Source organism: Prochlorococcus sp. MIT 1201 (genome assembly GCF_047303415.1).
In the GTDB taxonomy this organism is placed as follows: domain Bacteria; phylum Cyanobacteriota; class Cyanobacteriia; order PCC-6307; family Cyanobiaceae; genus Prochlorococcus; species Prochlorococcus marinus_D.
Genome location: NZ_CP138947.1, coordinates 1,372,772 through 1,399,213 on the forward strand (window position 1 = coordinate 1,372,772; position 26,442 = coordinate 1,399,213).

Sequence of the window (26,442 nt, forward strand, 5' to 3'; positions counted from 1 at the left end):
ATGATGAGCACAGCTGTGCCGCGCTGTGATGACAACTTCTCCTGGAGTTCCTGAGTCTTCCGCCCAGTTGCTGCGACTTGCAGCAGAGGTACGGCAAGCAGCCATGGCTCTTGGGCAAAGTGATGACAACCAGCGGCGTAAGGCCCTGATGGCAATGGCCAATGCTTTGCTGTCAAGCTCTGAGCAGATCGTTAGGGCTAATCGACTCGATTTAGAGAAGGCTCGAACTGAGGGACTTGCTTCTGCCCTGATGGCGCGGCTCAAGCTTGATGAAAGCAAACTCGATTCGGCTATCGAGGGGCTCAGGCAGTTGGCTCAGTTATCTGATCCCCTTGGTTTGCGTCAGTTGCATCGTGAACTAGATCAAGACCTTGTGCTGGAGCGCATCACCGTTCCTCTTGGAGTCCTGGGGGTAATCTTTGAGGCACGCCCAGATGCCGTGATTCAGATCGCTTCACTGGCGATTCGCTCTGGCAATGGCGCACTTCTCAAGGGCGGCAGCGAAGCAAGCCACACCAATCAGGCCATCATTAAGGCGTTGAAGAATGGTCTGGCTAAAACAGAGATCGATCCCGAGGCAATTGCCTTACTCACGACCCGTCAGGAAAGCCTTGCCCTACTTCGCCTTGATGGCCTAGTGGATTTGATCATCCCTCGCGGCAGCAACGAACTGGTGCGTTTCATTCAAGACAACACACGAATTCCGGTTCTTGGTCATGCGGACGGAATCTGTCATCTCTATATCGATGCCGCGGCGGATCTGAAGCAGGCCCTACAGATTGCAATCGATAGCAAGACCCAGTACCCCGCAGCATGCAACGCTATTGAAACTCTGCTCATTCATCAGTCCATTGCACCGTCGTTTTTAGAGCTTGCAATTCCTGCCTTTCATCAAGCCGGGGTTCGTCTGCTTGGGGATTCAGCGAGCCGGGCTTTAGGAGTAGAAGAGTCAGCAAGTGAAGAGGATTGGGCTACGGAATATCTCGATCTAATTTTGTCAGTGAAAGTGGTGCCTGATCTAGAGGGAGCCCTGGATCACATCCGTCGCTATAGCTCCCGTCACACGGAGGCGATTGTCAGCAATGATCAGGAGACGGCTGAGCGTTTTCTCCAAGCTGTCGATAGTGCCGGTGTTTTTCACAATTGCTCCACGCGTTTTGCCGATGGATTCCGTTATGGCTTTGGAGCCGAGGTTGGAATCAGTACTCAAACACTGCCTCCAAGGGGGCCGGTTGGCTTGGAAGGGCTGGTGACCTATCGCTATCGGTTGCGTGGACAAGGCCACATTGTGGCGGACTATGCCAATGGTGAATGCATGTTCACTCACCAGGACCTACCGCTGTGATCAATCGTCTCCCTTTTGGAGCCATTCATGTTAACGATGTGCGCTTGTGGGCTCACGTGGGTGTGCTTCACCATGAAAGACGTGAAGGGCAGTGGTTCAGCTTGGATTTCAGCCTTTGGCTAGACCTTGACAAGGCTGCCCTGGATGATGACCTCAATGCCACTGCGGACTACAGCTTGGCTATTGGTGCAATGCAACGACTCTCCTTTGAACTGAAGTGTTTCACCATCGAACACTTCAGCGAGCGATTGCTAGTGCTCTTGGAAGATCTCTACGGTCCTGTGCCAATGCGAGTGCTTGTGCGTAAATGTGCTGCGCCGGTGCCTGGATTTAGTGGCAGTGTGGCTGTTGAAAGGTGTCGCAATTGGCCAACACCCTGATCTTTGTCAAGGCTTTTCGCGATGTTTACGCATGTCGCATCAGTGGATAAACCCCGTCGACCATTGGTGCTTGTACATGGTCTTTGGGATACCCCGCATCTTTTTAGGCGGTTGGTGAAGGCACTCGAACAGCATCAGCTACCTCTACAGATCCCCCATCTGCCTCATCGCCTGGGAGCTGCTCCGCTTTTCAAGCTGGCGGAGACGTTGGATCAGCTCATCGTTGAGCAGTGGGGGGCCGAGACGGTTATCGATGTACTTGGATTCTCGATGGGAGGGGTGATCAGTCGAATTTGGCTGCAACAACTAGGTGGATCACGACGAACGCATCGTTTTCTGAGTGTAGGAAGTCCACAGCGAGGCACCCTCACAGCCCAGTGGATTCCCGCCTGTTTGTTTGCTGGTTTAGCGGATATGAAGCGCGGCAGCCCCTTACTGCGCAAGCTCAACGGCGATGTTTCAGCCTTAGAAGACATTGAATGCAGCAGTTATTTCTGTCGATGGGATGTCATGGTTGTTCCAGGATGGCAAGCCGTATTACCGGTGGGTGAGCAACAGGCCGTTCCAGTAATCACGCATCAACAATTGATGTCTCATCCGCTGGCATTGAAGTTGCTGATTTCAAAGCTTCTCAGTAATTAACTTGGCGAAGTCGATTTACCTGACCAAACTGAGCAAACACTCATAAACAGGCATACAAATGTGTTTCTCAGCGTCAGCCAGCTTTACGGCTGCAGCGGTCCTCATGCCCTTAGGGCTTTATACCCACCATCTTGCGTCTGAAGCGAAACGTCCCGGCTACAAACCTCTAGCCCTAGTACCGTTCTTCTTCGGGTTACAGCAATTTATTGAAGGTTTTGTATGGGTGGGATTAGGTCATGGAGAAACAGTAGCTTCACCGGTCGAACCTCTCACCTCAATTACTTCTGTTGGCTTTCTATTTTTTGCCTATTGCTTCTGGATGATATGGATTCCATGGAGCGCATACTCGATTGGGCGTCATTCCGAAAGTGAAGGAGTCAAGAGAGCCTTACGCTGGGTTTGGATTATTGGTTCCATCCTTGGAATCTCATTCTGGCTGCCTTTATTAATACATCCACCGTTGATCCAGCCAGGACTAGTGACAGGCGGAAGGATCGTCTACAACGTCAACACCATCTTCCATAATTTCATCAATACAGAGCCTATTGGAGAACTGATTTATTGGTGCTGGATTGTTATTCCTTTGCTAATTCTTAAAGACAAAGCCGTCAAACTCTTCGGAGCATTAATTGTATTATCTATCATTCTGACACTGTTTACATATAGCATGGCTTTCAATTCAGTATGGTGCTTCTACAGTGCTATTCTTTCAATTTTTGTTCTCTGGATCGTAAATCGTCCGGAGATGCGTCGTGCCTGATGCTCTTCTACAGGGCTTAAGCGGACTCAGCCAAGGCCTTGATTCCATGGCCGAAGTACTGCTTAAAATGGAGGCTGGAGTTGAATTGTTGCTGGCAGTTGGCCTTTCAATGTCAGCAGCACATTTCTTTTCTCTCCTTGCTAATCGTTTAGGTCCTGTTCAAATTGCCGTGCATTTATTATTTGATGCGCTAGGCCTAAGCCTAGCTTTTCTATTGGGGATTCTCTGTGACAGCTTGATCCTTACTTCTCTAAAGGATGTACCTTTACATCCGATTACTTTTGCAAACCATATACTACCAGCAATTTGGCCAGGATTATTTTACATTCTTGCCGGAGCTCCTTATATTAGTGATCTAATTGCTGTAACACTTTTCGCATGGATTCACCTCAATGTAGTTGTTTTATTAAAAGCTATTTATGGTATACCTCTCGAGCAAGGCTTGGTCATGGCCCTTCCTGGTTTTGCCTTGGCACTTGTTTTAATTGCGCTCTTGTTCGCTCAGAGGTGGAAATCAAGTTACGCCCAACTAGCACGAGAAGTGGCTCTTAATCATTGAGTTGGATCTGATCTGAGATCATGACTAAAACTAGATCTTCGCTTCGCCATCATCGTGTCCTGCTGCTTACAAGCCGCAGGACAGTTGTTGTTTTGATGCTGGCCTCAGCCATCCTTTTGTTCCTGTGCGGAGCTGTGATTCGTCGCGATGCTATTGCATTAGTAACCAGCGAATCGATTGATGAGCTCCTTAAGCTTGCGGCACTTCTGGTGATCATCTTGGTCCCTCTGTCAGGTATTTATTCAGTGATGCTTGACTTTGTCTTTTGGGAAGGGTGGCTTGATGGTCTTCCTAACCCAAGTCATCTATTTACTGAACGATTCCCGGATATTTCTGGACATCGGCATTACATCATTTACCTGGATGGCATTCATCAAAGTGAAGAAGACCATCCTCCACGGGTTAGTCGATTCCTCTCGCAACTAGAAGAAGGAATTGATCATGAGTCTATTTTAGTCAAAGGCATTGAGGCTTACACAATCATGCCTGTTGCACTGCGTTCAGATTCATACAGTCAGTGGTTCTGGCGAAGGTTATTTTCTCTACAAGAGCATCATCCCAATTCATTAGTTCGTTTTCTAAGCGCCTTTTGTGTACAAGCCAATAATGTGATCAAAGTGGGAATTTCCTCTGACCGCCGTTATGGCCCGGTGATGAATTATGAGCTTGCCTTGAAAATCGCCCGTCGTCTTGAATCGCTTGGCTTCCATCCCAGTAAGGCTGTGCGCCTGGTATTAGTGGGTTACAGCGGAGGAGGAGAGATGGCTATTGGGACAGCGGAGATCTTGCAACAACTTTGTCGTGTTCCAGTACAAGTGATCACTGTCTGTGGAGTGTTCAGTGGGAATGGTGCTTTAGAAGAGATCAATCGTGTGGCTATGGTCGTTGGCGGAAAAGACCCTGTTGCGGCTCTTGGTCAAGTGGCTTACCCAGGGCGTTCTCCACTGTTGCCATTGTCAAACTGGAATCGATGGCAACGCAAAAGGAAGCTGACTCGCTATGAAATTTCCGGCATGAACCATTGTGGTCACTCAGGACCATTCAGTGATGATTTCAGCTCTAAAGTCGTTGATGCAATTTGTTGTGAACTATGTATGACCAGATAAGCGCCTATAAAGTCAGTCTTTACATAGTTTTTTCGCATTAATACAAGTTGTTAGCACGACCAGACTTGCACACAATGATTGAAGATTGAAATTTTCAGGGAAGAAACTAGCCAACATGTTAGCCAACCAAGCTACAACCTCCCAGCCTTCTATCCCCTCATAAAGATATCTCTTGCGACTCCCAAAAAGACCCTGAAGACTTAGCTGCAGACAATAAAGGCCGCCAAAACCTTTCCAATGAAGCACTGAAAGGCGTAGCTGGTGAAACTCTTTCGGTGGCTGGGGCAGGTTAACTGCTCAATGTGTCCTCTCTATTGGCAAAACGAATCCAGGTTTCGAGAATTCCACTACCACACTAAGAAGTGCCTACCATTTTTCAGGATAAGATCTAGGGGATCAATGATGTTGTATTTCATAGAGACATGTAAATAATTTACAATTATAAGGTGGCTAGGTTTACTTTGATCTTGGCATTTGAACACTCATCCCAAGCGGTGTGCTGAGACTATCTCAAACTTAAAAGTAATTACTTAGCACTATAAATTCAGCCATGAACGTCTTAGCTCTAAACCAATACTTACAATCCCTCAAGCCTAATATCAGCATCTTCGTTCAAAACTCTTTCTCTCATAACTCCACCAATAACATTCTCAAGGTTATTATCAGAGAAGATCTGCATCCCTTCCACTGGGATCGAGTCATTCTCTTAGGCATCAGTCATCGTTGTAAATATTTTTTTGGCATCCATTCTACAAACGAAGAGGCGTGACATGCAGCAGCCTGGCAGAATTGATCCAGTAGTGTTATCTACGCTCATTTCTTTAACTTATGCATTTTGAAAACAGTTTTGTCAACCAGAAATCAATCTGCGCTGATGCAAACCGGCGAGCATGAACACAACTGCCATTAGTAGATAGCCCGTTGCCCAGGAGCTACCAACTCCCCAGCCAAGCTCCAGAACAGTATCGGCCTGGGTGAATCGCCAAGCGTGGATGATCCCAATCCATGAGGCTGCAGATGCGAGGAAAGAAGTAAAGCTTGCTGCTAAAAAGCGTTGTTCGATCACATAAACCAACATTGCCGCTAGCAGCATGGCGGTAATAATTTGTCCTTGCTCAAGGGCAAAAGCACCACTTGCCCATACATCAGCTTCTTGAAGCCTTCCTAATAAAGCTGAATTAAAAGGTTCTGAATTGCTTCCGGCTCCTCCTGCGCGCAAACCAGCCTTGATCAGAGATGCACCCCATCCTGCTAGTCCAGGAAGCAGGCCAAGAGCTACTGCCGGTGCATGGGTGCTAGGCGTGGCTTGAAAGGCTTGAGCAGCAATCACGATGCCGATATAGAGCACGATCGCCATGCCTGCCTCAATAGGTACCAACTCTGCGACCAAACCAAAAACACCTAGAAGACAAGCGCTACCCATTACCAAGCCATTTAGCCAGGAATAGCCAATGCGAGCCCCCATTTCCTTCCAGGCTGGATGGCCGATATAAATGGTTGTAGGAAAACAAGACCCCAGACCTGCGGCAGCCATTGTGCCGATGCCATCGATCAATAAAGAGCTTCGAACGCAATAACGATCACCTGCCGCCTCTGCGCTTTCGATGTTTTGAAGAGATCCCAGCACGTTGAATAGGCCCATTGGCACAATCACCCCTAGCCAGGGCAGCAGCTGGCCACGAGCATTCCAAAGATTGGCGATTTCTAGGTGAGGAAGGCGCAAGCCAATCTGACTTGCTTCCTGACTCCAACGGCTAGCGTCGCTATCGATTAATCCAGTACTCCAAGCAAGCCCCACGCCAATAACAACAGCAAGCAAGCCACCAGGAATGGGCAATCGCAAGCGTCCGTAATAGGTGACCAGAACAATTGCTAGTACTGTCAGCCCCACTACAGGTTGGGCATAGGTACGCAGCAGAAAGCCAAGGGCGATGTAGCCAAGAGCAATGCCGGCGAGAGTGGCAAGTAATGCAGCCCTAGGCAGCCAGCGACGCAGTACCCCTGCTGTAAAAGCCCCTACTGTTTCGATCAGCCCTGAGCCCAGGCAAGCCACCATCCCTGCTTGCCAGGAAAGGCGAACAGCACTTACCTCATCCATTCCCTGGCCCAATGCGGTGAGTTTCACAGGGAGCATTACCAAAAACACATACGCAAACAGGCTCACGGTGTTGATTCCGTAGGGCAGAGCTGTCCGATCACTACGTTTTTCGATGCTGGCAAGTTGATGAGCCTGATGCGCGTAGGCAAGGTTGCCTATCAGCAGGCTTATTCCTGTGGCAGGAAGGATTGTGCCGAAAACTAATTCATTCGGATAGCCGAGCACGTTGCGACATAAGGCAATTATCAAGAGGACTTGAATCAAGTTATCGAGGCCAAGTCCTAGGAATCCGTCGACATCTCCACGGACAAACCATTGCGGCCTCCAGTGCTTCTGCTTGAGATCTGAATGCATGGCAGTTGGGTAAGACCAGTTCAATCATGTCTTGCTACTTCCTGATGATGCAAGACAATGTCTTCTCAAAAGAGCCTTGCTTGTTATATAGGAGGCAGTTCAAGTGGACGATTTATGCTTTTTCAAGCTTCATGTCTGCTTAGTTAGCACGTGTACTTTTCGCAAGCACGATTCCCTTGATTGAATTGCCTTTAGCTTCTTTTAGGCATTAAAGGCTTAAATGAACTTGATGCTTAACCAATTCTATGCATCATGATCAAAAGCATCTACTTTGATTTCTCGTGACTAAGAAGCTTGATGAAATCCCCCCCAGAGCAAAGTTGTTCTTTCGATAGGCTTGTTAACTTCACTGATGTGGCAGTAGATCATCTGCTTGGCATTGACTCGCTCGGCTTCCGGTTGATCTATCTATAACTGAAAACGTGCATTGGCATCGCTTTAGAGATCCACTTCGCCGTTGAGGTTCCTCACAAGAGCAAATGGAATGTGGCTGGGTTGACAGCTTAAAAGCCTCTGCATTGCCTCTAATCGTGCAGAGCCTTGCAGGCTCAGATCCTGGGGCAACGTGTCAAGGCCCCAACGGTAGCGATCTACCACACTAGTGTTGATATAAAAAACCCTGATCAAGAAGGTTTCGAGGCTACGGCGTAGTCGTTCTCGCCATATTCCTCCGAGTGTCAGTGGAAATAAATGGGTAGAGCCGTTAAGGCATTGCTCCAGTAGTGCTGTTGAATCAATGCAATAGCCCAGGGCTCCATACCCCCCCCTAGATGTAGCTTTTGCGAGCTTGCCTCCATATTGTGCACCGCTGCGATTAATTCGGTGATCTCTATTGCATCGGCGAGGCGTTGCTGTGTCAATGGCTGACTGGGGTACGCGACTGTTCCATTGTGGCGATCGTTCTGCCAGGGCCGATGCAGGTCGTTCATCGCAGCCCAGCCATTCACACCTTCTATACCCTGGCAATACTGCAGTAAAATGGAATCATTGCCCTGTGGTTGCAGCTCAAGCTCGAAGCTGCAATGCGGCAACAAGCTGAGAATCTCCTGGTTGCGATCATCCTCTAGACCCGTGCGATATGGAATCGCCAAAGGGACCTGAAACCATCTCCCGCTTTCATTGGCTTGGCTAGCTCCCAGGCCGAAGCTGGCCACACTGGCTCTAATTCGTCCGCAACAGTGCCAACCCTGTCGGTTCAGCAACTCAATCAGTTGACGTCCTGACGATAGCCCCTCGAATAAGAAAGGTTCCGAGGGATGCAATGCCTCTGGTAGACGATTGGCAGCGAGGCAATTGAGCACCTGAGCCATGAGCTCATTCATGCGTTGAGAAGACTCGTTCTGAAGCATGACCAACCCCTCGTTGTGCCAGACCAGGCCACTACCGAGTGCCGTGAGGCCTTTCCCTAAAGCGGTTGGAGCAAGCTGTTTCGGGTCAGAAAATGCATCACTAGTGATTGGCTGGTTGGCCAGTAATCGACAGTTCTTTCAATTGCACGGCACCCCCACACCATGTCCTGGCTTTAAGGCAACTGAGGGTTGGCGCCAGAGTTCCAGGGCACTGGGCGGTTCGTTCTCCCGAATCGGCAGCAGATGCTGTAGGTCATCAGCCAACGCTGCCAACAGCAGAGGGCTTAGCAAACCATCTTCTAATAGGGTTGCAATCCCTCGTAGACGTTCAGGAAGAACGGCCGGGGCCATCCTCCAGCCTCTCGGCAGCATTCCTATCAGGGGGATTACACGGCGATGATCGAGATCACGCAACAACTCACTTAGCAAGTGTTCTCGGCTTATGCCGCGACGCAAGCTGCTTGTTTCAAGCACCTCCTCAAGTGCAATCAGTGGTGCCGTGTGGATATCGTCATGCTCGTCTTGGCCCCAGCTTTGTGATAACGCTAGGGGGTTCAGAGAGTGCGGTATCTCTTCAGCCATCTCCTCACTGATCCGCAGCGCTTGCGGCTAAGCCGGAATGGCGAATCAATGCCTCAGTGGTCGCTGGTCGTCCACGGAATTGCTCATAGACGTCTGCTGGGGAATGGCTACCTCCCAAACTGAGAACTGTGTCGCGAAAGCGAGCGCCAGTGAGTCGAACTTGATCTTCAAGTTCCAGACCAGCTTCCTCAAAGGCAGCAAAGGCATCAGCACTAAGAACTTCTGCCCACTTGTAGGAGTAGTACCCGGCGGAATAACCACCGGCGAAGATGTGGCCAAAGCTACAGAGGAATTGATCTTCGGCGATCGGAAGCATCACCGTGGTGGTCTGAGCAATCTGACGGCGCAGCTGATCTGGGGTCACGCCGAGATCTGGTGTCCAGCAACTATGCAAACGCAGATCAGTGAGAGCGAAGTGCACCTGGCGCAGAGTTGCCAAACCGGCATTAAAGGTGCGGCTGGAGCGCAATTTTGCGAACTCCTCCTCCGGAAGCGGTTCGCCAGTACGCCAGTGACGTGCCATCCCCATCAACGTGGTGCGATCGAGGCACCAGTTCTCCATGAACTGGCTAGGCAGTTCCACTGCGTCCCATTCCACGTTGTTGATTCCAGCAGCCTGTGGATACTCAACGGTCGTGAGCATGTGCTGAAGGCCATGGCCGAACTCATGGAACAAAGTCTCCACCTCATCGAAGCTCATCAGACTTGGTGTCTCTGCTTGCGGTGGAGTCTGGTTACAAATCAAATAGGCCACAGGAAGAATCGATTGGCCCTCGAGGCTTTTGCTGCGTGTCAGGCATTCGTCCATCCATGCCCCCCCTCGCTTGCTGGCTGGTCGGCTATAGGGATCGAGGTAGAACGCTGCCAGGTCTGAACCATTGGCATCCAACACCCGGAAATAACGCACGTCTTGATGCCAGATCGGAGCCTCGCCGTCGGCACTTTGAATGCGAATGCCAAAAAGACGTTCACAAAGTCCGAACAAACCTTCCAAAACCTGTGGCAGGGGAAACCAAGGGCGCAGCGCTTCTTGATCAAGGTCAAAGCGCTCTTGCCTCAGCCGTTCAGCCCAGAAGTTTACATCCCATGGTTTGAGCTGGCTGGCCTCTGGAGCTCCATGTTTTTTGGCACAGGCCTCGAGCTCAATTAACTCCTTTTGGGCTGCGGGTAAAGCGGCAGCACGCAACTCATCAAGCAACTGCTCGACGGCCTCAACGCCCTCGGCCATTTTGCTGGCCAGGCTGAGTTCAGCCCAGTTCCTGTAGCCAAGCCTTTGAGCTTGCTCAAGCCGAAGGCTTAGCAGCTCTTCAATCAATGGTTGATTGTTTAACTCACCTGCACTCGCTCTACTCACATGAGCCTTGTAGAGCGTTTCACGTAGCCCTCGATCTTTTGCATGGGTGATGAAGGGGATGTAGCGGGGCATATCTAGACCTAATCGCCAGGGACCCTGCTCCGCTGTAGGTTCTCCACCGTCTTCTCGGTGATCTCCGGCTTGCTTGGCTGCTAAGGACAAAACCTCCAAGGCCCTCTGCGGCAGTCCTTCAACTTGTGCTGATCGATTGAGGAGCAGGCTCCATCCCTGGGTTGCATCCAGGACGTGATTGCTGAAGCGGGTCGACAGCTCGGCCAGTTGTTCACTGGTGGTATTAAAAGCCTGCTGTGCGTCGTCATCGAGACCCACGCCTCGTTGATCCATGGAGAGTAATTCCGCGTTCAAAATCCGCTGTTGAGTCGAATCCAGCAATGGCCTTGAGGTCTGGTCTTTAAGCCGGCGCAGGGCACGATGAAGTGTTTGGCTTTGGCCCATAAGGTTTCCAAAGCGCACCACCTCTGGTTCTTGTGCAGCGTGAGCTTGCCGTAATTCGGAGGTATTGCAGACGCCGTTGAGATGGGAGACAACTCCCCAGCTCCAACGCAATTGCTCTTGCAGCCGATGCAGAGGAGACATGACTTGTTCCCAATTAATGCTCTTGCCAGACACCAAAACTTTGTCTATGTCTTGTTCCAGCCGGCTGAATTGTTTGTTAAGAGCACAGAGAAGTTCAGGCATGTGATCCTGAACTTGTTGAGCAGTAATGGCAGTGAAGTTTGGGATTCCTTCACCCTGGAGGAGGGCTGATGACTTTATTTCGTTCACAGCAACAGGCATTATTCAGCCAAGGGGTAGCAGGGAACCTTGGGCTACCAAGCTATGGCTAATCAGTCGATCAGCGAGAGCATTGGTTGAAGCCTCATAGAGATCGATGGCGACTCGAGGCCAAAATCCGATCACCAACGTGGGCACAATCAAACTGAGCCCAATGGTCAGCTCTCTGGGGTTGATGTCTTCGATCATTGCAAGGGCGGGAATCCTGGGCCCAAAAAAGACCCGTCGACACATCGACAGCAAATAGACGGGGGTAAGCACCAGTCCAATCGCCGCCAGCACGATCGTGATAACCCTGAATATTGAAGTGAATCCTTCCTGACTAATGATGCCAAGGAAGACGGTGATTTCACTGACAAAGCCGCTCATTCCTGGCAGGGCGAGGGAAGCCAGGGAGCTGGCCAAGAAAAAAGCGAAGGTGATTGGCAAGACCTTGGCCAGGCCACCCATATTGGGGATGGAGAGGGTCTGCGTGCGTTCGTAGAACGTTCCTGTGACGAAAAACATGGCTGCTGCAATCAGGCCATGGCTGATCATCTGCAGCATGGCCCCACTGATCCCGAGAGCATCGATCGCGCCGATACCCAACAGAACGAAGCCCATGTGGCTCACAGAACTGCAGGCAATTCGTCGTTTCACGTTGTCTTGAGCAAAGGCGTTGAATGCTCCGTAGATGATGTTGACTATCCCAATCACGATTAGGGCCGGCGCTAGCTGAAGATGAGCATCAGGCAGCATTTGCACGTTGAAGCGCAAAAGGGCATAGCCACCCATCTTTAGGAGTACCCCTGCCAACAGCATCGACACTGGTGCGTTGGCTTCTCCATGGGCATCTGGCAGCCAAGTGTGGAGAGGAAACATCGGTAGCTTTACGCCAAAGCCCACCAGAAAGCCCAGATAACAGAGGAGTCCAAGACTGCCTTCTGGAGATCGATTGGCCAATTCAGTGAGGTTGAGCGTGAACTCACCACCAGAAAGTGCCAGAGCGAGTCCGCTGATCAGAATCAGTAAAGACGCTAGAGCGGTGTAGAGAATGAATTTGGTGGCGGCATATAGACGTCTGCTTCCGCCCCAGATGGCAATTAACAGGTAGACCGGAACAAGCTCTAGTTCCCAAGCAAGAAAGAACAGCAGGAAATCTTGAGAGAGGAAAACCAGCCCCTGGGCAGAAGCCTGAACCAACAACAGGGCGAAATAAAGCCTTGTCTTGCTTTGCACCTTCCAGCTAGCTGCCACGGCAAGAAGAGTGATCAGCCCGCTAAGCACTACCAGAGGAGCCGAAAGGCCGTCTGCTCCTAGCGACCACTCCAGGCCAATGAAGGGAATCCAGCTAACCCGTTCAACCAGCTGAAGCCCTCCATCCTGACCATCAAACATGCGGCTAAATACAACCAGCATGAGCACGAAATCCACCAGCAGAAAGACCAGTGCAAAATTGCGTGGTGCCTGGGAGTTACTTGTTTCATTCTTTGGCAACAGAGGCATCAGCAGGGCACCCATTGCCGGCAGCAACACGATCAGGGAAAGCCAGGGAAATGAGGCCTGGGACGCAGCCGTCAGCGGCAAATTGGCGTCCATGGCAGGCAAGAGAATGCGAAGGAACTGATCAGCCCCGGGCGGGCGCTTGAGTATATCTACTCATCCTCAATCTGAGGTTGCCAGTGGCTTCCTCCTGACTGAATGCTAAGCAGTGGAGCCCTACTTGCTACACCCTCGGCCTCCCAAGCTTTTACCATTGCCTGACTGACTGCTTGCCCTTTATCCTCAGGGCAAAGAGCCAGCACGCTGGGGCCAGCTCCGCTGATGGCACAACCCCAGGCACCGGCATTCAGAGCCGCATCGCGAACATCCAAACCACCTTTGATTAATGGCCAGCGATAGGGCTCATGCAATCGATCGTGCATCCCATCTGTGATCAGGTCGCCGTTTCCTGTCCGCAGTCCCTGCAGCAGGAGCGTAAGGGCACCAAGGTTTTCTACGGCATCGCTGATCGGGATGTCTTTAGGCATGGCGCGCCTTGCCTCGCTCGTGCTTAGGCGAAGAGAGGGGATTGCTACAACGGCTTTCACGGAATTGATCCAGACACAACGAACCACCCGCCAGCGTTGCGAGGCTGCCTTGGCAGTCAAGCAAAGACCTCCCAGAAGAGAAGGAACCACATTGTCGGGATGTCCCTCAATGTCAATGGCCAGTTCCAACAGTTTTTCTTTGCTGAGCGGTTCGCCCACCAAGGCATTGGCTCCGACCAACCCTGCCACGATGGCACTGGCACTGCTTCCTAGGCCTCTTGCGGGGGGTACCGCAAGCCTCACTTTGGCTTCTAGTCCCACCGGTTCGAGCCCTGCGGCTTTCCACACCCTCTGGGCGGCGCGATAAATCAGGTTATTGGGCCCACCGCGTAGGTGGCTTCCCTCATTGCCTTCAATAATGAGTTCAAAGCGTCCGCTATCCCCTTCGATCCGCCGCATGGCAAAACGGTTGTTGAGGTCAAGGGCAGCGCCAAGGCAGTCGAAGCCAGGGCCAAGGTTGGCTGTGGTGGACGGTACGTCAACCACAATTCTTTGGCCGATACTCGGCTGCGCCATCCCTACTTGTCTACTTAGGTCAGTGTCCCACCTTGCTCAGCCAGCATGTGTGCTCTGCAGGCTGCACTGAACAGGCCCACCTCGGGATCGATCACTGCCATCACTGGCAATTGCTCTAGAAACGGACGGAAGCGACCCTTGTTGCGGAAGGCTTCAAGAAAGGTGCTTGAGAGAAGACCTGGAAGCTGCTTCGCAGCGGTACCCCCACCCACCCAGAGGCCTCCGACACAGAGTTCCTGCAGAGCTAAATCTCCCGCAGCAGAACCGTAAGCAGCGAGCCAGAGCTGTAAGGCTTCTTGAAGAATTGAATCGCCTTCGCTTGCGGCTTGACTAGCAAGAGCAGGCAGATCCAAATGGTCGCAATGATCATTAGCACCATGGCGCCAAGCATCGGCCAGATCTCGCAGAGGATGACCATCTGCGTCACTGTGCTGTAGGCGCCAGCGCGCCACGTGTCCCAGGCCGGTGCCACTGACAACACGTTCCAAGGAAAGGCGTTCGAGTTGCAAATCGGCCTTGAGCCACTCACAAAGTTGCCACTCGCATTCACTGCGAGGAGCAAATTCACGGTGTCCGCCTTCACTGGGCAGCGCCACCATCCCATCTTTTGTGGGCAGGCCACGGGCCATTCCAAGTCCAGTACCTGCCCCCAGAACTGCAATTGGTCCTTGTGCAGACAAATGCTGCTGTGGACGCTGAAGCTCCACCTGCTGCGCGTCGTTGAGAAAGGGTAGGCCGTAGATCAATACCCCAAAGTCATTAATCAGTTCCAAATGCTTCAGTCCCGTGGCTGAGCAAATGTCCTTCTCCTTCAGGCTCCAGGGCAGATTGGTGATACGTGCCTCACCATGGCGAACCGGTCCTGCAACAGCGATGCAGCCGTTATTGGGTTGCTCCATCTCCCCTGGCAAATGGGCGATGAAGTGGCTCAGCATGGGTTCAAGCGAAGTCCACTGATTGGATAAATACCTCCGCCGGTACTGTTGCTTGAGTTGCTTTTCGTCCCAGCTATAGAGCGCAAGCAAGGTTTTGGTGCCCCCCAAATCACCTGCAAGAAAGGTTCTCGGGGACTGCATAGTGATGACGAATGAGGCAAAGGGCTTCCCTCAGGCTGCATTGACAGCGAGAGATCTGCAACTTTTACGTTGGATAGATTGCTGATTAGCTCAAGGGATAGTGATTCCCATGCCTAGATCGGTTGGCAAGGACTCATTAGCAAGCTCTAATTAGCCCCCACCAGACTTGGCCCTGCTCAACACGGATTGAGATTCCCCACTGGTTTGATTGACGTTTCGCAAGACCAGTCATTTCTTTTGATGGTTGAGTAGTGCTTGCATCGGAGACCATAAAGAAGTTCTGATTCTGCGCAGAGCAGAAAGAGCCTGCTCCAACGAGAGAGCCAGAACGACCAACGAGAAGCAATCAGCTTCTCCTATCGCCAGGCCCAATTTGCCATTCAGCTTCTCATCCAGACGGAAGAGAGATTCACTCCAAAGCGAGGTATTCCTCAATTATTATTATCACCTAACTATTGACAACTTTTGTCAAGAGACACCTGATCTACCTTTAAGAGCAATTGCTTCATCCAGAAGTGATGTGAAGCTTTTCAAAGGCATGCTGCCAAAGTCCTTGCCCTCTCGAGTGCGCACAGCCACCTCTCCACTTTGCTGTTCTTTATCACCAATAATGATTAAAAATGGTACGCGCTGAAGAGTATGTTCACGAACTTTAAAACCAATTTTTTCATTTCTTAAGTCAACTTCAGTTCGATATTCTAGAGCTGATAACTTCTTGCAAACATCCTGACAAGCCTGAGCATTACGGTCTGTAATCCCCATCACTACCACCTGCACAGGTGCTAGCCAAATAGGCAGTCGTCCAGCATAGTGCTCGATCAGAATTCCGATAAAACGTTCAAAAGAACCCAGAATTGCTCGATGCAACATTACTGGTGTTCTGCGCTGGCTGTCTTCTGCTACATAAGATGCTCCCAAACGTTCCGGCATCGAGAAGTCAACCTGGATCGTTCCACATTGCCAAACTCTACCAAGACAGTCTTTTAAAGAAAACTCAATTTTAGGTCCGTAGAATGCACCTTCCCCTGGCAATAAGTCCCATGCAAGACCTTTAGCGTCCAATGCATCGGACAAGGCCTTCTCTGATTTATCCCAGATCTCATCACTACCAACACGCTTTTCGGGCCTGGTTGATAACTTTATAAGCACCGAGTCAAACCCAAATGATCTGTAAACCTCAAAGACTAGATCAATAAACTTAGAAACCTCTTCCTGAACCTGAAGCTCAGTACAAAAGATGTGAGCATCGTCTTGAACAAAATTGCGCACGCGCATGAGACCATGAAGTGAACCCGATGGTTCATTCCTTAAACATGAACCAAACTCTGCCAATCTAATTGGCAGGTCACGGTAACTTTTTAGGCCTTGATTGAAGATCTGTACATGGCAGGGACAATTCATAGGCTTTATGGCATATTCACGATTTTCAGATGTCGTTGTAAACATGTCATCTTTGAACTTCTCCCAATGGCCTGATTTCTCCCATAAGGAGCGGTCTACAACCTGAGGTGTTCGGATTTCTTGGTAGTCATGCAGGCTCAGGGTCTCGCGAATATATTGCTCTAAAACCTGATAAATAGCCCAACCCTTGGCATGCCAGAAAATCATCCCAGGAGCTTCTTCTTGAGTATGAAATAAAGACATTTGCTTGGCGATCCTGCGATGATCGCGCTTTTCAGCTTCTTCAAGGCGCCTGAGATAAGCTTTTAGCTCTTTGGAACTTCCCCAGGCGGTGCCATAAATGCGCTGCAACATTGTTTTATTTGAATCACCTCGCCAATAAGCACCTGATACTTTCATTAATTTGAAAGTGCGCAAATGCCTTGTGTTAGGCACATGTGGACCTCTACACATATCAGTATATTCTTGATGTCGATATAGCTTAATAATTTCATTCTCAGGAATTTCATCTACGATTTCGATCTTGTAGGGCTCGCATCGTTTTTCGAATTCCTTATGAGCCTCTTCCCTTGAAACTATTTCAACATTAACGTCGTAGTCAAGCTTAACCAGCTCTTTCATACGAGCCTCAATCGCTTCCAAGTCTTTAGGAGTAAAAGGCTGATCATAGGCAATATCATAATAAAATCCATCTTCAATAACTGGACCAATGGCCATTTTTGCTTCGGGATATAATTGCTTTACAGCATGACCAATCAAGTGAGCGAATGAGTGGCGAATAGTCTCAATTCCATCTTGGTCTTTCGCCGTGATGATATTGACTTCAGAGTCTTTCTCGATAGGGATACAGGTATCAAGCAATACGCCATTGACTCGGCCTGCGATAGCCGCCTTTGCTAATCCAGGCCCAAGGCTTTCGGCCACCTCCATAATGGTTACGGGTTGATCAAACTTCTTTTTATTTCCGTCTGGAAGTGTAATAATAGGCATGGCAAGGAGTTTTCTTTGATGAGTTACAATAGTGTTCTATTTTATCAGCTATATCATTAGCAATCCTTGCACCTCTGAATGCTGGACTAAAATATTTTGCACATTAGCAACAACGTAGAGGGACACTACGAAAAAGGAACATTGAATCAAATTTTCTGGCAAGTCCAACAAGCAAAATACCAGCATAGACTTCAATGGGAGCTTGCTTAGATTCGTCAGAGCTATTTCCTACGATCTCAAAATGGTTTTTTATACAGCCGATCTAACCGCCTAGGCGTTTTTGTAGGCGTTCTTGGCTGTCGTGAGCAAAAGATGTTGGCATTACCTGCCTACCCCCAGCACACATGGCTTTGATCGTAATCAATCCGAGAGACGCTTGATGCCTAACATTTTCTGCTTAGGGAATGGTCTGTCATGGGATTCGAGCTTTGCTGATAATCCAGCTACCAGCAGGCCCGTCAGCAAAACAAGTGGGCAAATCGCTTACTGCCCTGATCGCAATGCTCAGGGTCATGGTTGAGGGCATCGACTATGGCTTTGCTCGTGGCAAGAAATCTGCCGAGATTGTCTGCTTCTGTTGTGATCGTCATCCTTTTTGGATGTCTCTTTTAGAGAGTGATCCGCAAAGGGAACGCTAGGATTTGGTTGCAATCAAGGGATGTCTTTCGAGTAGAAGCACACAACTTCTTCTGGTTCTGAAGTTAGATGCTTTTAGCTTGCTAAGGCCTGCTGCTGCAGTTGACGCAAATTGGCTGAATAAAATTTTGCCAACTCTGCATGGCTCTTGACTGGCTGTCCATAACTGCTGTTGCCAGCCCAATTAGGAAACGAAGCCCATTCCGGTGCAAGACGAGCCATCGCGGAGTGCGTTAAACCAAGAGAATCTATTTCCTTGAGAGCACCGCGCTTGCTAACCAAGTGCAACGCTGCTTGATCTTGATGTTGTGGTTGAAAATTGGGTAAGTTCAGCTCCTTCGCTACTGCCATCCAAGTTGATGGCATGAATTGATAGGCCCCTGCTGCTGCACTGCTGTAGAACTTCACCACAACTCGATTGGGGTGTTGAGAGAGGTCCTCAAAGACACCCCCTCCAAACATTGTGCGATATCCGAGGTCTTTTCCTTCTTTCCAAGTGCCTTCTGCATAACGGATGGTGTTCAGAAGGGCTCGACGTTCGGGCGTTATTAAATAGTGCAGCTTTTGGCTTCCATTGCTTTGATAAGCAACGTTCACCCTAAAAGCATGTTCTTTAGGTAACTGAATGCGTTCAGCTTGCAAGGTCTGGCCAGTACCCATGAGAACACTCAGACTGATCATGGCGGAAGTTGCCGTGACCCAATTCGAATGATTCGATTGACTTGAAAAGCCAAACTGCAATGGGAACGAGCGAAGCACGTAAACCAACTAAACGGTTTGTCACATTGATCAATACCTCCCCCGTCTGGCGAGATGGTGACTAATACCCTTGACCCACACAGCAGAGTGTGCATAAGCCTGAAGCTGACATTGACAACGGATTCTGCGTCTCACGAGACCCTTGCTGATGACTAGAACTCGCTGCCTTCAGTACCACAAGGAGGCCTCGGCCATCACTAACCCCCAATGATTAGCCAAACTTTTCTTTCGGCTTGTATTGATTAGTTGGCTATCAAGAAGCCAAGGGCCTGGCGGACTCGTTGAAGGGTTGCTTGGGCGGTCTCTTCCGCTCTTGTCCTGCCTTGGTCAAGAACTCTGATGAGTTCAATGCGGTCGCCCATGAGTTGTTGATAGCGATGCTGTATCGGCTCAAGGGCTGACACCGTGGCGTCGGCCAGCAGAGGCTTGAAGGTTCCCCATCCCATTTCTGCGCATTCTTGGGCAGCTGCGTCTCTTCCGCGACCACTAAGAATGGCGTAAATCCCAAGCAGATTGTCAGCCTCTGGGCGGTCTGGGTTGCCAAATTGCAAGCCCATTTGGGGGTCTGTCTTGGCCCGCTTGATTTTTTTTGTGATCAGTTCAGGCGGATCAAGCAGTGTGATACGACTTCCTTCATTGGGGTCACTTTTACTCATCTTGCTGCGGCCATCGCTAAGGCTCATCACTCTTGCCCCCTCTTTAATGATCAGGGGGTCTGGAACTTTAAGGACAGGTTTCTCTTCACTACCGAAGCGAGCATTGATGCGCTGCTGAGCGATGTCACGGGCGAGTTCTAAATGTTGTTTCTGGTCTTCGCCCACAGGCACCAAATCAGCGTCATAAAGAAGAATGTCTGCTGCCATCAACACCGGATAGTCCAGCAGTCCCACAGAAACGTTGTCCCCCTGTTTGACTGACTTTTCTTTGAACTGGATCATTCGCTCTAGCCAGTTCAGAGGCGTAACACAGTTCAGCAACCAACAGAGCTCACTGTGGGCGGAAACCTGGCTCTGCACAAAGATGCTGCAGAGATCTGGATCCATCCCACAGGCCAGGTAGAGAGCGGCTGTGGAGAGGGACTCCTCGGCCAAACGTTCTGGATCGTGCGGAACGGTAATGGCATGTAAATCCACGACACAGACATAGGTGTCATGGCTGCTCTGAAGATCTACCCAGTTGCGGATGGCCCCCAACCAGTTACCCAGATGGAGGGCACCAGTCGGCTGGACGCCGGAAAGGACCCGCGGGCGCTGCATTAATCAGCCCTCACTAGGTGCATTGTCAGGTTCATGCTCTATTGCCTGCACTGGTTGAGTTTCAGCAGCCTGGTCCTGCTCTTGCTCTGCTGAGTGCAATTGTTCGCTTACAGCAGTCTGGGCCTGTTCTTGAGTTTGTTCTTCAGCTCGGTTTTGTTCACTTTCTAGAGCCTTCTCGGGCTCTTGAACCGATGGTTGAGGCTTGGCTGGCCGTGCGAAAGGATCAGGTCGAGCCCCTCGATGCATTGGCTGTCTGTCTCTATGAGAGCGATCACTACGCGTTCGCTGAGCTCCTTCTTCTCTTCGTCTGCCACCACTTGGGGCCTTGGAACGCTCACTGGCCACCAGTTCGTCCAATTGGCCGTCCTCCAACATCTGGCCAAGGGTGCGCAAGGCAAATCCCAGTACCGCCACTGTGGAGCGCAGTTGAAAGGCTTCCTGCAGGGCTCTGGCAGAGCGCATTTCGTTGTCGCTCAAACGGATTCGAAATCCGCCGGCTTCACGGTTCCCAGGACCGCGCCCACCTCGGAATCCAGCCCTTCCGCTCTCCCGGGCACCATCACCATGCCTTTCTTGTCGTTGCGGATCGCTGTAAGAATCAGTCATGGCCTACGGCCTTCAATCAGGCGCAAGTGTGACGCATCGTCGTCTTTCGCGACATGCCTGGGGTTCATGACGGGATTAAATTTTTTTTGATCTTCATCAGAGAAACGCTTCTTTGTGGCCCCATTTGAGGAGCCAAATGAACGCAAAGTCTTCTCTCAGCCATTAATTGAACGAAGAAGGTCACGTAGGCTGTTAAGGCTTGCACGACAGGTGGTGCCCCGTGAAGCTTCCAGCCCTACTGATCAATCTTGTGCCTCGCTCCCCTGCCTTAATTGGCCGGGTAGCACTCATCACAGGGTCCTTCGTCCTCGGTCAGTGGGTCTTCACTGATGTGATTCATCTGCCTGGCGGTGGTCTTGGCTTGATGGTTGCTGGTGCGGGCGTCTGGTGGTTGTCAAGGCCCTCAATACCGGCCCGTTTTGATGCACCAGATTCTGTGCAGGGCTGGATCCGTCGCTGCAAAGAGGTCCTTGATCAGTTTGAGGACCTAGAAGAGGGTGAGGACGATGTGGTTGCGCTTCGCCAACAGCGCAGCGAGGCCCTTGATGCCGTTCTACAGCGTTCCGAACCTCAAAAAGTTTCTTTTGTGAATTCCGGAGAGGGTTCTCTTGAGGATTATCCCGATGTTCAGACAGCCATTGCAGGATCCACTCCACTGAGCATCAGCTGGGCGCGGCCTCTCTCTCAGACAGGCGAGTCTTGGGTCTGGCCCGCAGTTCTACAAGAGCAGGATGTCTTGCTCTATGTCTTACCTTTGCCGTTGATGGCAGCAGACCTTCTTTGGTTAGAGAGGGTGCCAGCCAATCAACCCATCTGGCTGATCGTCTCTTGGCAAGATTCATCGACTTGGGTCGATCAGCTGCAGGCACTTCAAGCTCAGTTACCACAACGCTTGAGCGGACAGGTGCTTCGTTGGACAGGCAATCAAGACGATCTTTCAGAAGCCCTTGCACCGGTGAGACGTCTGTTAGAGCACCCTCAGCGAAATCTTGAGATCACGCGTAAGCGCATGTTGGGCAGTCTGCACCGCAATTGGCAAGCCGAGTTAGAGCAACTTCGCAGGCAGAGGTTCCTTGGACTCCAACAGCGCACTCAATGGTTGGTTGCAGGAGCTGTTTTTGCCTCTCCTTTACCCACAACGGATCTTCTAGCCGTGGCTGTGGTCAACGGCTTGATGATTAAAGAAATGGCGGGGATTTGGAAGTGTTCCTTGAAGCCAGAGGTTCTGCAGTTGGCAGCTCGCCAGTTGGCTGGGGCGGCTCTAGCCCAGGGAGTGGTGGAGTGGAGTGGCCAAGCTCTATTGGGCGTAGCCAAACTTGACGGCAGCAGCTGGCTTGCAGCGGGTACTGTTCAGGCGCTCAGCGCTGCTTACCTAACCCGTGTTGTTGGACGCTCAATGGCCGATTGGCTGGCATTGAACAGTGGCGTTGCTGAGCCGGATTTGGAAGCCTTAAAGATTCAGGCACCGCTGCTGGTTGCTAAGGCTGCAGAGCAGGAACGTCTCGATTGGTCCAGCTTTTCACAACAGGGAATCAGCTGGATCAAGGAGTTGGCTCGCCAACCAGGCGCCTCGCCGAACCCTGCGTAGGCTGCGCAAGCAAACTTCATGAAGTTTGCTTGCGCACTGCGTCGCAATGTGAGGAAAGCACTTGCAGCAAGTGAGCTTTGCTGCCCAATTTTTATATGCTATTGGCGAGTCTTCCCTAACCATGGGTTGAGCCTCGTTAACGTCCTCTTCATACTCAATGACCACCACCATTCGCAGTGGTCGCCTCAGTGGCTGGGAGTCCTTCTGCAATTGGGTCACCTCCACCAATAACCGCATTTATGTGGGTTGGTTCGGTGTCCTGATGGTTCCCACGCTGTTGGCAGCTGCCATCTGCTTCACCATTGCCTTTATTGCGGCACCGCCGGTTGATATCGACGGTATCCGTGAGCCTGTTGCTGGCTCTTTCCTTTACGGCAATAACATCATTTCTGGTGCTGTTGTTCCTTCCAGCAACGCCATCGGCCTGCACTTTTATCCCATTTGGGAAGCTGCTTCTGTTGATGAGTGGCTTTACAACGGCGGTCCTTACCAGCTTGTTGTGTTCCACTTCCTGATCGGCATTTGTTGCTGGTTGGGTCGCCAATGGGAACTCTCCTACCGCTTGGGCATGCGCCCTTGGATCTGTGTGGCCTACAGCGCACCGCTGTCGGCAGCCTTTGCTGTTTTCCTGATCTATCCCGTTGGTCAGGGTTCCTTCTCGGATGGCATGCCTTTAGGCATTTCTGGAACCTTCAACTTCATGTTGGTGTTCCAGGCAGAGCACAACATCCTCATGCATCCCTTCCACATGATTGGTGTGGCAGGCATGTTTGGCGGCAGTTTGTTCTCCGCCATGCACGGTTCACTGGTGACCTCATCGTTGATTCGTGAAACCACCGAAACCGAGTCTCAGAACTACGGCTATAAGTTCGGCCAAGAGGAAGAGACCTACAACATCGTGGCTGCCCACGGTTATTTCGGTCGTCTGATCTTCCAGTACGCCAGCTTCAATAACAGCCGCAGCCTGCACTTCTTCCTGGCCGCCTGGCCGGTGATCTGCATCTGGATCACCTCACTGGGTATTAGCACCATGGCCTTCAACTTGAACGGCTTTAACTTCAACCAGTCGGTTCTCGATGCCCAAGGCAGAGTTGTACCAACCTGGGCTGATGTGCTCAACCGCAGCAACCTCGGTATGGAAGTGATGCACGAGCGTAATGCTCATAACTTCCCTCTCGACCTGGCAGCTGCTGAGTCCACACCTGTGGCTCTGATTGCTCCTGCGATTGGCTGATCTGATCATCACCAATACAAGGTTTGGCAGCAGCTGAACCTCACAACCCCCTCTAAGGAGGGGGTTTTTTGTTGCTAAGTCGCAACTTCTTTGAAAAGCCTCTTTTTGGGCTCAGCAAGATTCCATACTTAGAAGCTTCAGGGAACATGAAATAACCCCTGAGAGTCCTTTGACGCGAACGGACCTATCACGTGTCTCAATTGATCTCTGGACGTCAAGCCGTCCGTTTTGTACTTGCCTTCTGCTGCCTTGCACTTCTAGGTGCCTGCACACCACCAACCAGGATGGCGAGCCAGTCTCAGGCCCAAGACTCAGGCAAACCTCTTGTGCTCACCACCTTCACGGTGCTGGCAGACATGGCACGCAATGTTGCCGGCGACCGTTTACAGGTGCGCTCCATCGTCAAGCAGGGCGCTGAAATTCATGGTTATCAGCCCACGCCAAGTGACCTGGCCCAAGCTGTTGGTGCAGATTTGATTGTCGAAAATGGCTTTGGGCTGGAACTCTGGGCGCGCAAGTTCACTGCCGCTGCTGGCAAGGTCTCAACGCTGACTCTTAGTGAGGGGATGGAGCCACTGTTAATTGAGGGGGATGCCTACGCAGGCAAGCCCAATCCTCATGCCTGGATGTCTCCGCAACGGGCGATGCAATACGTCGATCAACTGGTGAAAGCCTTTAGCAGGATTGATCCAGAAGGTGCCAAGACCTTTGCCATTAATGGTCGTCGCTACAAAGACCAGCTCCAAAAACTTGATGATGAACTAAGGACATCTCTGGCAACGATTCCAGCCAAACGTCGTTTACTGGTCACCTGTGAGGGAGCCTTCACCTACTTGGCAAAGGATTACGGCATGGAGGAGGCTTACCTTTGGCCTGTCAATGCCGAGAGTGAGGTCACACCTCAACGTATGGCCAAACTCATCGAGACCGTCAAGCTGCGTGAAGTGCCAGCGATCTTCTGCGAAAGCACTGTCAGCGACAAGGCTCAGCGTGAGGTCGCACGGGCTAGCGGCGCTCGCTTTGGCGGTACATTCTTTGTTGATTCTCTTTCGCAAGCCGATGGGCCGGCCTCGACCTTGCTCGATCTTCAACGACATAACGTCGATCTGATTCTGGATGAATTGGTACCAGTCAATCGCGAAAAATAATGGATCAGTGTCGTTCAATTCCTTTCGGCGATCGCCTGCGCATTGAGGCCGATCAAATTTGCGTGGATTACAACGGCGTCGTGGCGCTTTATGACGCCAGCCTGCATTTGCGGGCTGGCTGCATCTGCGGGCTAGTTGGAATGAATGGTTCTGGCAAGTCAACCCTTTTCAAGGCCCTGATGGGTTTTGTAAGACCATCACGAGGAACGATCCAAATCAATGGGCTATCAGTTCCCCGTGCCCAGCGCGATCAGGCTGTTGCCTACGTCCCTCAGAGCGAGGAAATCGACTGCTCGTTCCCAATAAGCGTCTGGGAAGTGGTGATGATGGGTCGCTATGGCTCGATGAATCTCTTACGCATCCCTAGGGAATCAGATCGATTGGCGGTTTGGCATGCCCTCGAACGGGTGGAGCTCCTCGACTTGAGACATCGCCCCATTGGGGCCCTCTCCGGCGGCCAGCGCAAGCGGGCATTCCTGGCCCGCGCAATTGCCCAGCGCGCCTCTGTACTCCTACTCGATGAGCCATTTAACGGTGTTGATGTACGAACCGAAAAGCTCATGGCGGAGCTGTTCCTTCAGTTTCGTCATGAGGGTCACACCATCTTGATCTCTACCCATGACCTCAGTCATGTGCGCGAGTTCTGCGATCTGGTGGTACTCATCAACAAGACGGTGCTGGCCTATGGCGAAACGGCAGAGGTCTTTACTCCAGAGAACCTCGCCATGACATTCGGCGGCATGGTTCCGAACGTCCTGAGCGGTGGTCCGACCTCCACGGAGGACTTCAAGCAATGACAGAGCTTCTGGCAACAGCGACAACGCTGTCTTGGTTATTGGAACCCCTTAGTCATGAGTTCATGGTGCGTGCCTTGGTGGTGAGCGCTCTTGTTGGAGGGGTATGTGGACTGCTCTCCTGCTACATGACCCTCAAGGGCTGGGCGTTAATGGGCGATGCGGTCTCCCATGCTGTGATGCCCGGAGTGGTTGTGGCCTATGCCCTGGGGTTGCCGTTCTCGATAGGGGCCTTTGTCTTTGGCGTGGGGTCGGTGGCTTTGATTGGCTTTGTAAAACAGAAGTCACGGGTCAAGGAAGACACTGTGATTGGCCTTGTCTTTACAGGTTTTTTTGCGCTCGGATTGGTACTGGTATCCAAAACCAGAAGCAACATCGACCTCACCCATATTCTTTTTGGCAATGTGCTGGGAATCTCAATAGCTGATATCCAGCAAACACTTTTGATTTCTGGAATTGTGGTGGCAATTCTGTTGGTTCTTCGCAGGGATTTTATGTTGTTCTGCTTTGATCCAACCCATGCACGATCGATCGGCATCAATACAGGACTACTGCATTATTTGTTGTTATCAGTGTTATCACTTGCTGCTGTTGCTGGTCTACAGACCGTAGGCATCATTCTGGTGGTTGCGATGTTAATCACTCCTGGCGCTACGGCCTATCTACTCACAGACCGCTTTGATCGGATGACTTTGCTCGCAATCCTCAGCAGTGCCCTTTCAAGTGTTCTAGGTGTCTACATCAGCTATTGGACCGATAGTTCCACTGCAGGCTGCATTGTGCTGGTGCAGACCGTTCTTTTCCTGCTGACTTTCTTATTCTCCCCTCGATACGGCATTTTGAAAGTTCAGCGTTCACTTGCTCCATAGGCGTGGCCGAACAGCGCAAGTCTGACTAGAGAGGACTTGATTTTCATGGGCCTCTTCAATTGGCTCTGCTCAATGTGATTTGAGAAACACCAATTGCTCAATACCTAATCTCTGTTCAGATTTAAATTGAGCAGCCACGTTCTGTTCATGATGTGCATTTTCAATAGAAAATCCAC

At 51.0% G+C, this 26,442-nt stretch carries 23 protein-coding genes; 12 read left to right on the forward strand and 11 right to left on the reverse strand.

Translation table 11 applies throughout. The annotated features are described in order from the left end of the window. The first annotated feature begins 28 nt into the window (after window positions 1-28). Genes SIB41_RS06635 through SIB41_RS06660 form a run of 6 tightly spaced genes read left to right on the forward strand, consistent with a single transcriptional unit; the run spans window position 29 to window position 4,792 of the window. Window positions 29-1,345, forward strand: a complete 1,317-nt coding sequence (locus tag SIB41_RS06635) for a glutamate-5-semialdehyde dehydrogenase (RefSeq protein WP_413357703.1) — start codon at window positions 29-31, stop codon at window positions 1,343-1,345. Continuing rightward, complete coding sequence (locus SIB41_RS06640; RefSeq protein ID WP_413357705.1) at window positions 1,312-1,725, forward strand: dihydroneopterin aldolase; 414 nt, start codon at window positions 1,312-1,314, stop codon at window positions 1,723-1,725. Before SIB41_RS06635 ends, SIB41_RS06640 begins: the two co-directional genes overlap by 34 nt. Before the next feature lie 21 nt (window positions 1,726-1,746). Next, entirely contained in the window at window positions 1,747-2,367 is a 621-nt protein-coding gene (locus tag SIB41_RS06645) for an esterase/lipase family protein (RefSeq protein ID WP_413357707.1), read from the forward strand. A gap of 58 nt (window positions 2,368-2,425) precedes the next feature. After that, window positions 2,426-3,127, forward strand: coding sequence for a hypothetical protein (locus tag SIB41_RS06650; RefSeq protein ID WP_063403242.1), 702 nt, complete (start codon window positions 2,426-2,428; stop codon window positions 3,125-3,127). 46 nt (window positions 3,128-3,173) lie between these two features. Then, window positions 3,174-3,686, forward strand: a complete 513-nt coding sequence (locus tag SIB41_RS06655; protein ID WP_413357710.1) for a hypothetical protein — start codon at window positions 3,174-3,176, stop codon at window positions 3,684-3,686. Between the two features lie 20 nt (window positions 3,687-3,706). Beyond that, window positions 3,707-4,792 carry an alpha/beta hydrolase gene (locus tag SIB41_RS06660; RefSeq protein ID WP_413357712.1) on the forward strand — a complete coding sequence of 362 codons (1,086 nt, stop codon included), beginning with the start codon at window positions 3,707-3,709 and terminating at the stop codon, window positions 4,790-4,792. Window positions 4,793-5,642: 850 nt separating this feature from the next. On the opposite strand, the gene SIB41_RS06665 is transcribed toward SIB41_RS06660, so the two are convergent. The 8 genes from SIB41_RS06665 to thrS all read right to left on the reverse strand — a co-directional run bounded on the left by SIB41_RS06665 (window position 5,643) and on the right by thrS (window position 17,376). Beyond that, window positions 5,643-7,244, reverse strand: coding sequence for an NCS2 family permease (locus SIB41_RS06665; protein WP_413357714.1), 1,602 nt, complete (start codon window positions 7,242-7,244; stop codon window positions 5,643-5,645). Between the two features lie 677 nt (window positions 7,245-7,921). Then, the gene (locus SIB41_RS06670; protein ID WP_413357716.1) at window positions 7,922-8,593 is read right to left on the reverse strand and encodes a hypothetical protein; all 672 of its coding nucleotides are present in this window, start codon (window positions 8,591-8,593) and stop codon (window positions 7,922-7,924) included. A 138-nt stretch (window positions 8,594-8,731) separates the two neighbouring features. After that, a complete protein-coding gene (locus SIB41_RS06675; protein ID WP_413357718.1) occupies window positions 8,732-9,175 on the reverse strand; it encodes a hypothetical protein in 444 nt (147 codons plus the stop codon). A gap of 4 nt (window positions 9,176-9,179) precedes the next feature. After that, the gene (locus SIB41_RS06680; protein ID WP_413357720.1) at window positions 9,180-11,327 is read right to left on the reverse strand and encodes a M3 family metallopeptidase; all 2,148 of its coding nucleotides are present in this window, start codon (window positions 11,325-11,327) and stop codon (window positions 9,180-9,182) included. Between the two features lie 3 nt (window positions 11,328-11,330). Beyond that, window positions 11,331-12,902 (reverse strand): NAD(P)H-quinone oxidoreductase subunit 4, encoded by a 1,572-nt coding sequence (locus tag SIB41_RS06685; RefSeq protein ID WP_063399344.1) that lies wholly within the window; start codon window positions 12,900-12,902, stop codon window positions 11,331-11,333. Window positions 12,903-12,958: 56 nt separating this feature from the next. After that, entirely contained in the window at window positions 12,959-13,909 is a 951-nt protein-coding gene (gene thrB, locus SIB41_RS06690; RefSeq protein ID WP_413357722.1) for a homoserine kinase, read from the reverse strand. 14 nt (window positions 13,910-13,923) lie between these two features. After that, the gene (glk, locus tag SIB41_RS06695) at window positions 13,924-14,985 is read right to left on the reverse strand and encodes a glucokinase (RefSeq protein ID WP_413357724.1); all 1,062 of its coding nucleotides are present in this window, start codon (window positions 14,983-14,985) and stop codon (window positions 13,924-13,926) included. A 468-nt stretch (window positions 14,986-15,453) separates the two neighbouring features. After that, window positions 15,454-17,376: a threonine--tRNA ligase gene (gene thrS, locus SIB41_RS06700; protein WP_413357726.1), complete on the reverse strand. Its 1,923-nt coding sequence runs from the start codon at window positions 17,374-17,376 to the stop codon at window positions 15,454-15,456. A gap of 470 nt (window positions 17,377-17,846) precedes the next feature. On the opposite strand from thrS, the gene SIB41_RS06705 reads away from it, so the two are divergent. Further along, the gene (locus tag SIB41_RS06705; protein WP_413357728.1) at window positions 17,847-18,014 is read left to right on the forward strand and encodes a hypothetical protein; all 168 of its coding nucleotides are present in this window, start codon (window positions 17,847-17,849) and stop codon (window positions 18,012-18,014) included. A 73-nt stretch (window positions 18,015-18,087) separates the two neighbouring features. On the opposite strand, the gene SIB41_RS06710 is transcribed toward SIB41_RS06705, so the two are convergent. From SIB41_RS06710 to SIB41_RS06720, 3 genes are all read right to left on the reverse strand, one after another. Next, window positions 18,088-18,693 (reverse strand): glycoside hydrolase family 104 protein, encoded by a 606-nt coding sequence (locus SIB41_RS06710; RefSeq protein ID WP_063414075.1) that lies wholly within the window; start codon window positions 18,691-18,693, stop codon window positions 18,088-18,090. 320 nt (window positions 18,694-19,013) lie between these two features. Further along, a complete protein-coding gene (trpS, locus tag SIB41_RS06715; protein ID WP_413357730.1) occupies window positions 19,014-20,027 on the reverse strand; it encodes a tryptophan--tRNA ligase in 1,014 nt (337 codons plus the stop codon). Between the two features lie 3 nt (window positions 20,028-20,030). Beyond that, window positions 20,031-20,633, reverse strand: coding sequence for a hypothetical protein (locus SIB41_RS06720; protein WP_413357732.1), 603 nt, complete (start codon window positions 20,631-20,633; stop codon window positions 20,031-20,033). Window positions 20,634-20,853: 220 nt separating this feature from the next. On the opposite strand from SIB41_RS06720, the gene SIB41_RS06725 reads away from it, so the two are divergent. From SIB41_RS06725 to SIB41_RS06745, 5 genes are all read left to right on the forward strand, one after another. Then, entirely contained in the window at window positions 20,854-22,221 is a 1,368-nt protein-coding gene (locus SIB41_RS06725) for a YcjF family protein (RefSeq protein ID WP_413361448.1), read from the forward strand. A 157-nt stretch (window positions 22,222-22,378) separates the two neighbouring features. After that, the gene (gene psbA / locus SIB41_RS06730; RefSeq protein ID WP_011129798.1) at window positions 22,379-23,455 is read left to right on the forward strand and encodes a photosystem II q(b) protein; all 1,077 of its coding nucleotides are present in this window, start codon (window positions 22,379-22,381) and stop codon (window positions 23,453-23,455) included. Between the two features lie 284 nt (window positions 23,456-23,739). After that, entirely contained in the window at window positions 23,740-24,603 is an 864-nt protein-coding gene (locus SIB41_RS06735) for a metal ABC transporter substrate-binding protein (RefSeq protein WP_157859929.1), read from the forward strand. Beyond that, a complete protein-coding gene (locus SIB41_RS06740) occupies window positions 24,603-25,400 on the forward strand; it encodes a metal ABC transporter ATP-binding protein (RefSeq protein WP_011129796.1) in 798 nt (265 codons plus the stop codon). Before SIB41_RS06735 ends, SIB41_RS06740 begins: the two co-directional genes overlap by 1 nt. Further along, window positions 25,397-26,266, forward strand: coding sequence for a metal ABC transporter permease (locus SIB41_RS06745; RefSeq protein WP_413357735.1), 870 nt, complete (start codon window positions 25,397-25,399; stop codon window positions 26,264-26,266). Before SIB41_RS06740 ends, SIB41_RS06745 begins: the two co-directional genes overlap by 4 nt. Window positions 26,267-26,442: the final 176 nt, after the last annotated feature.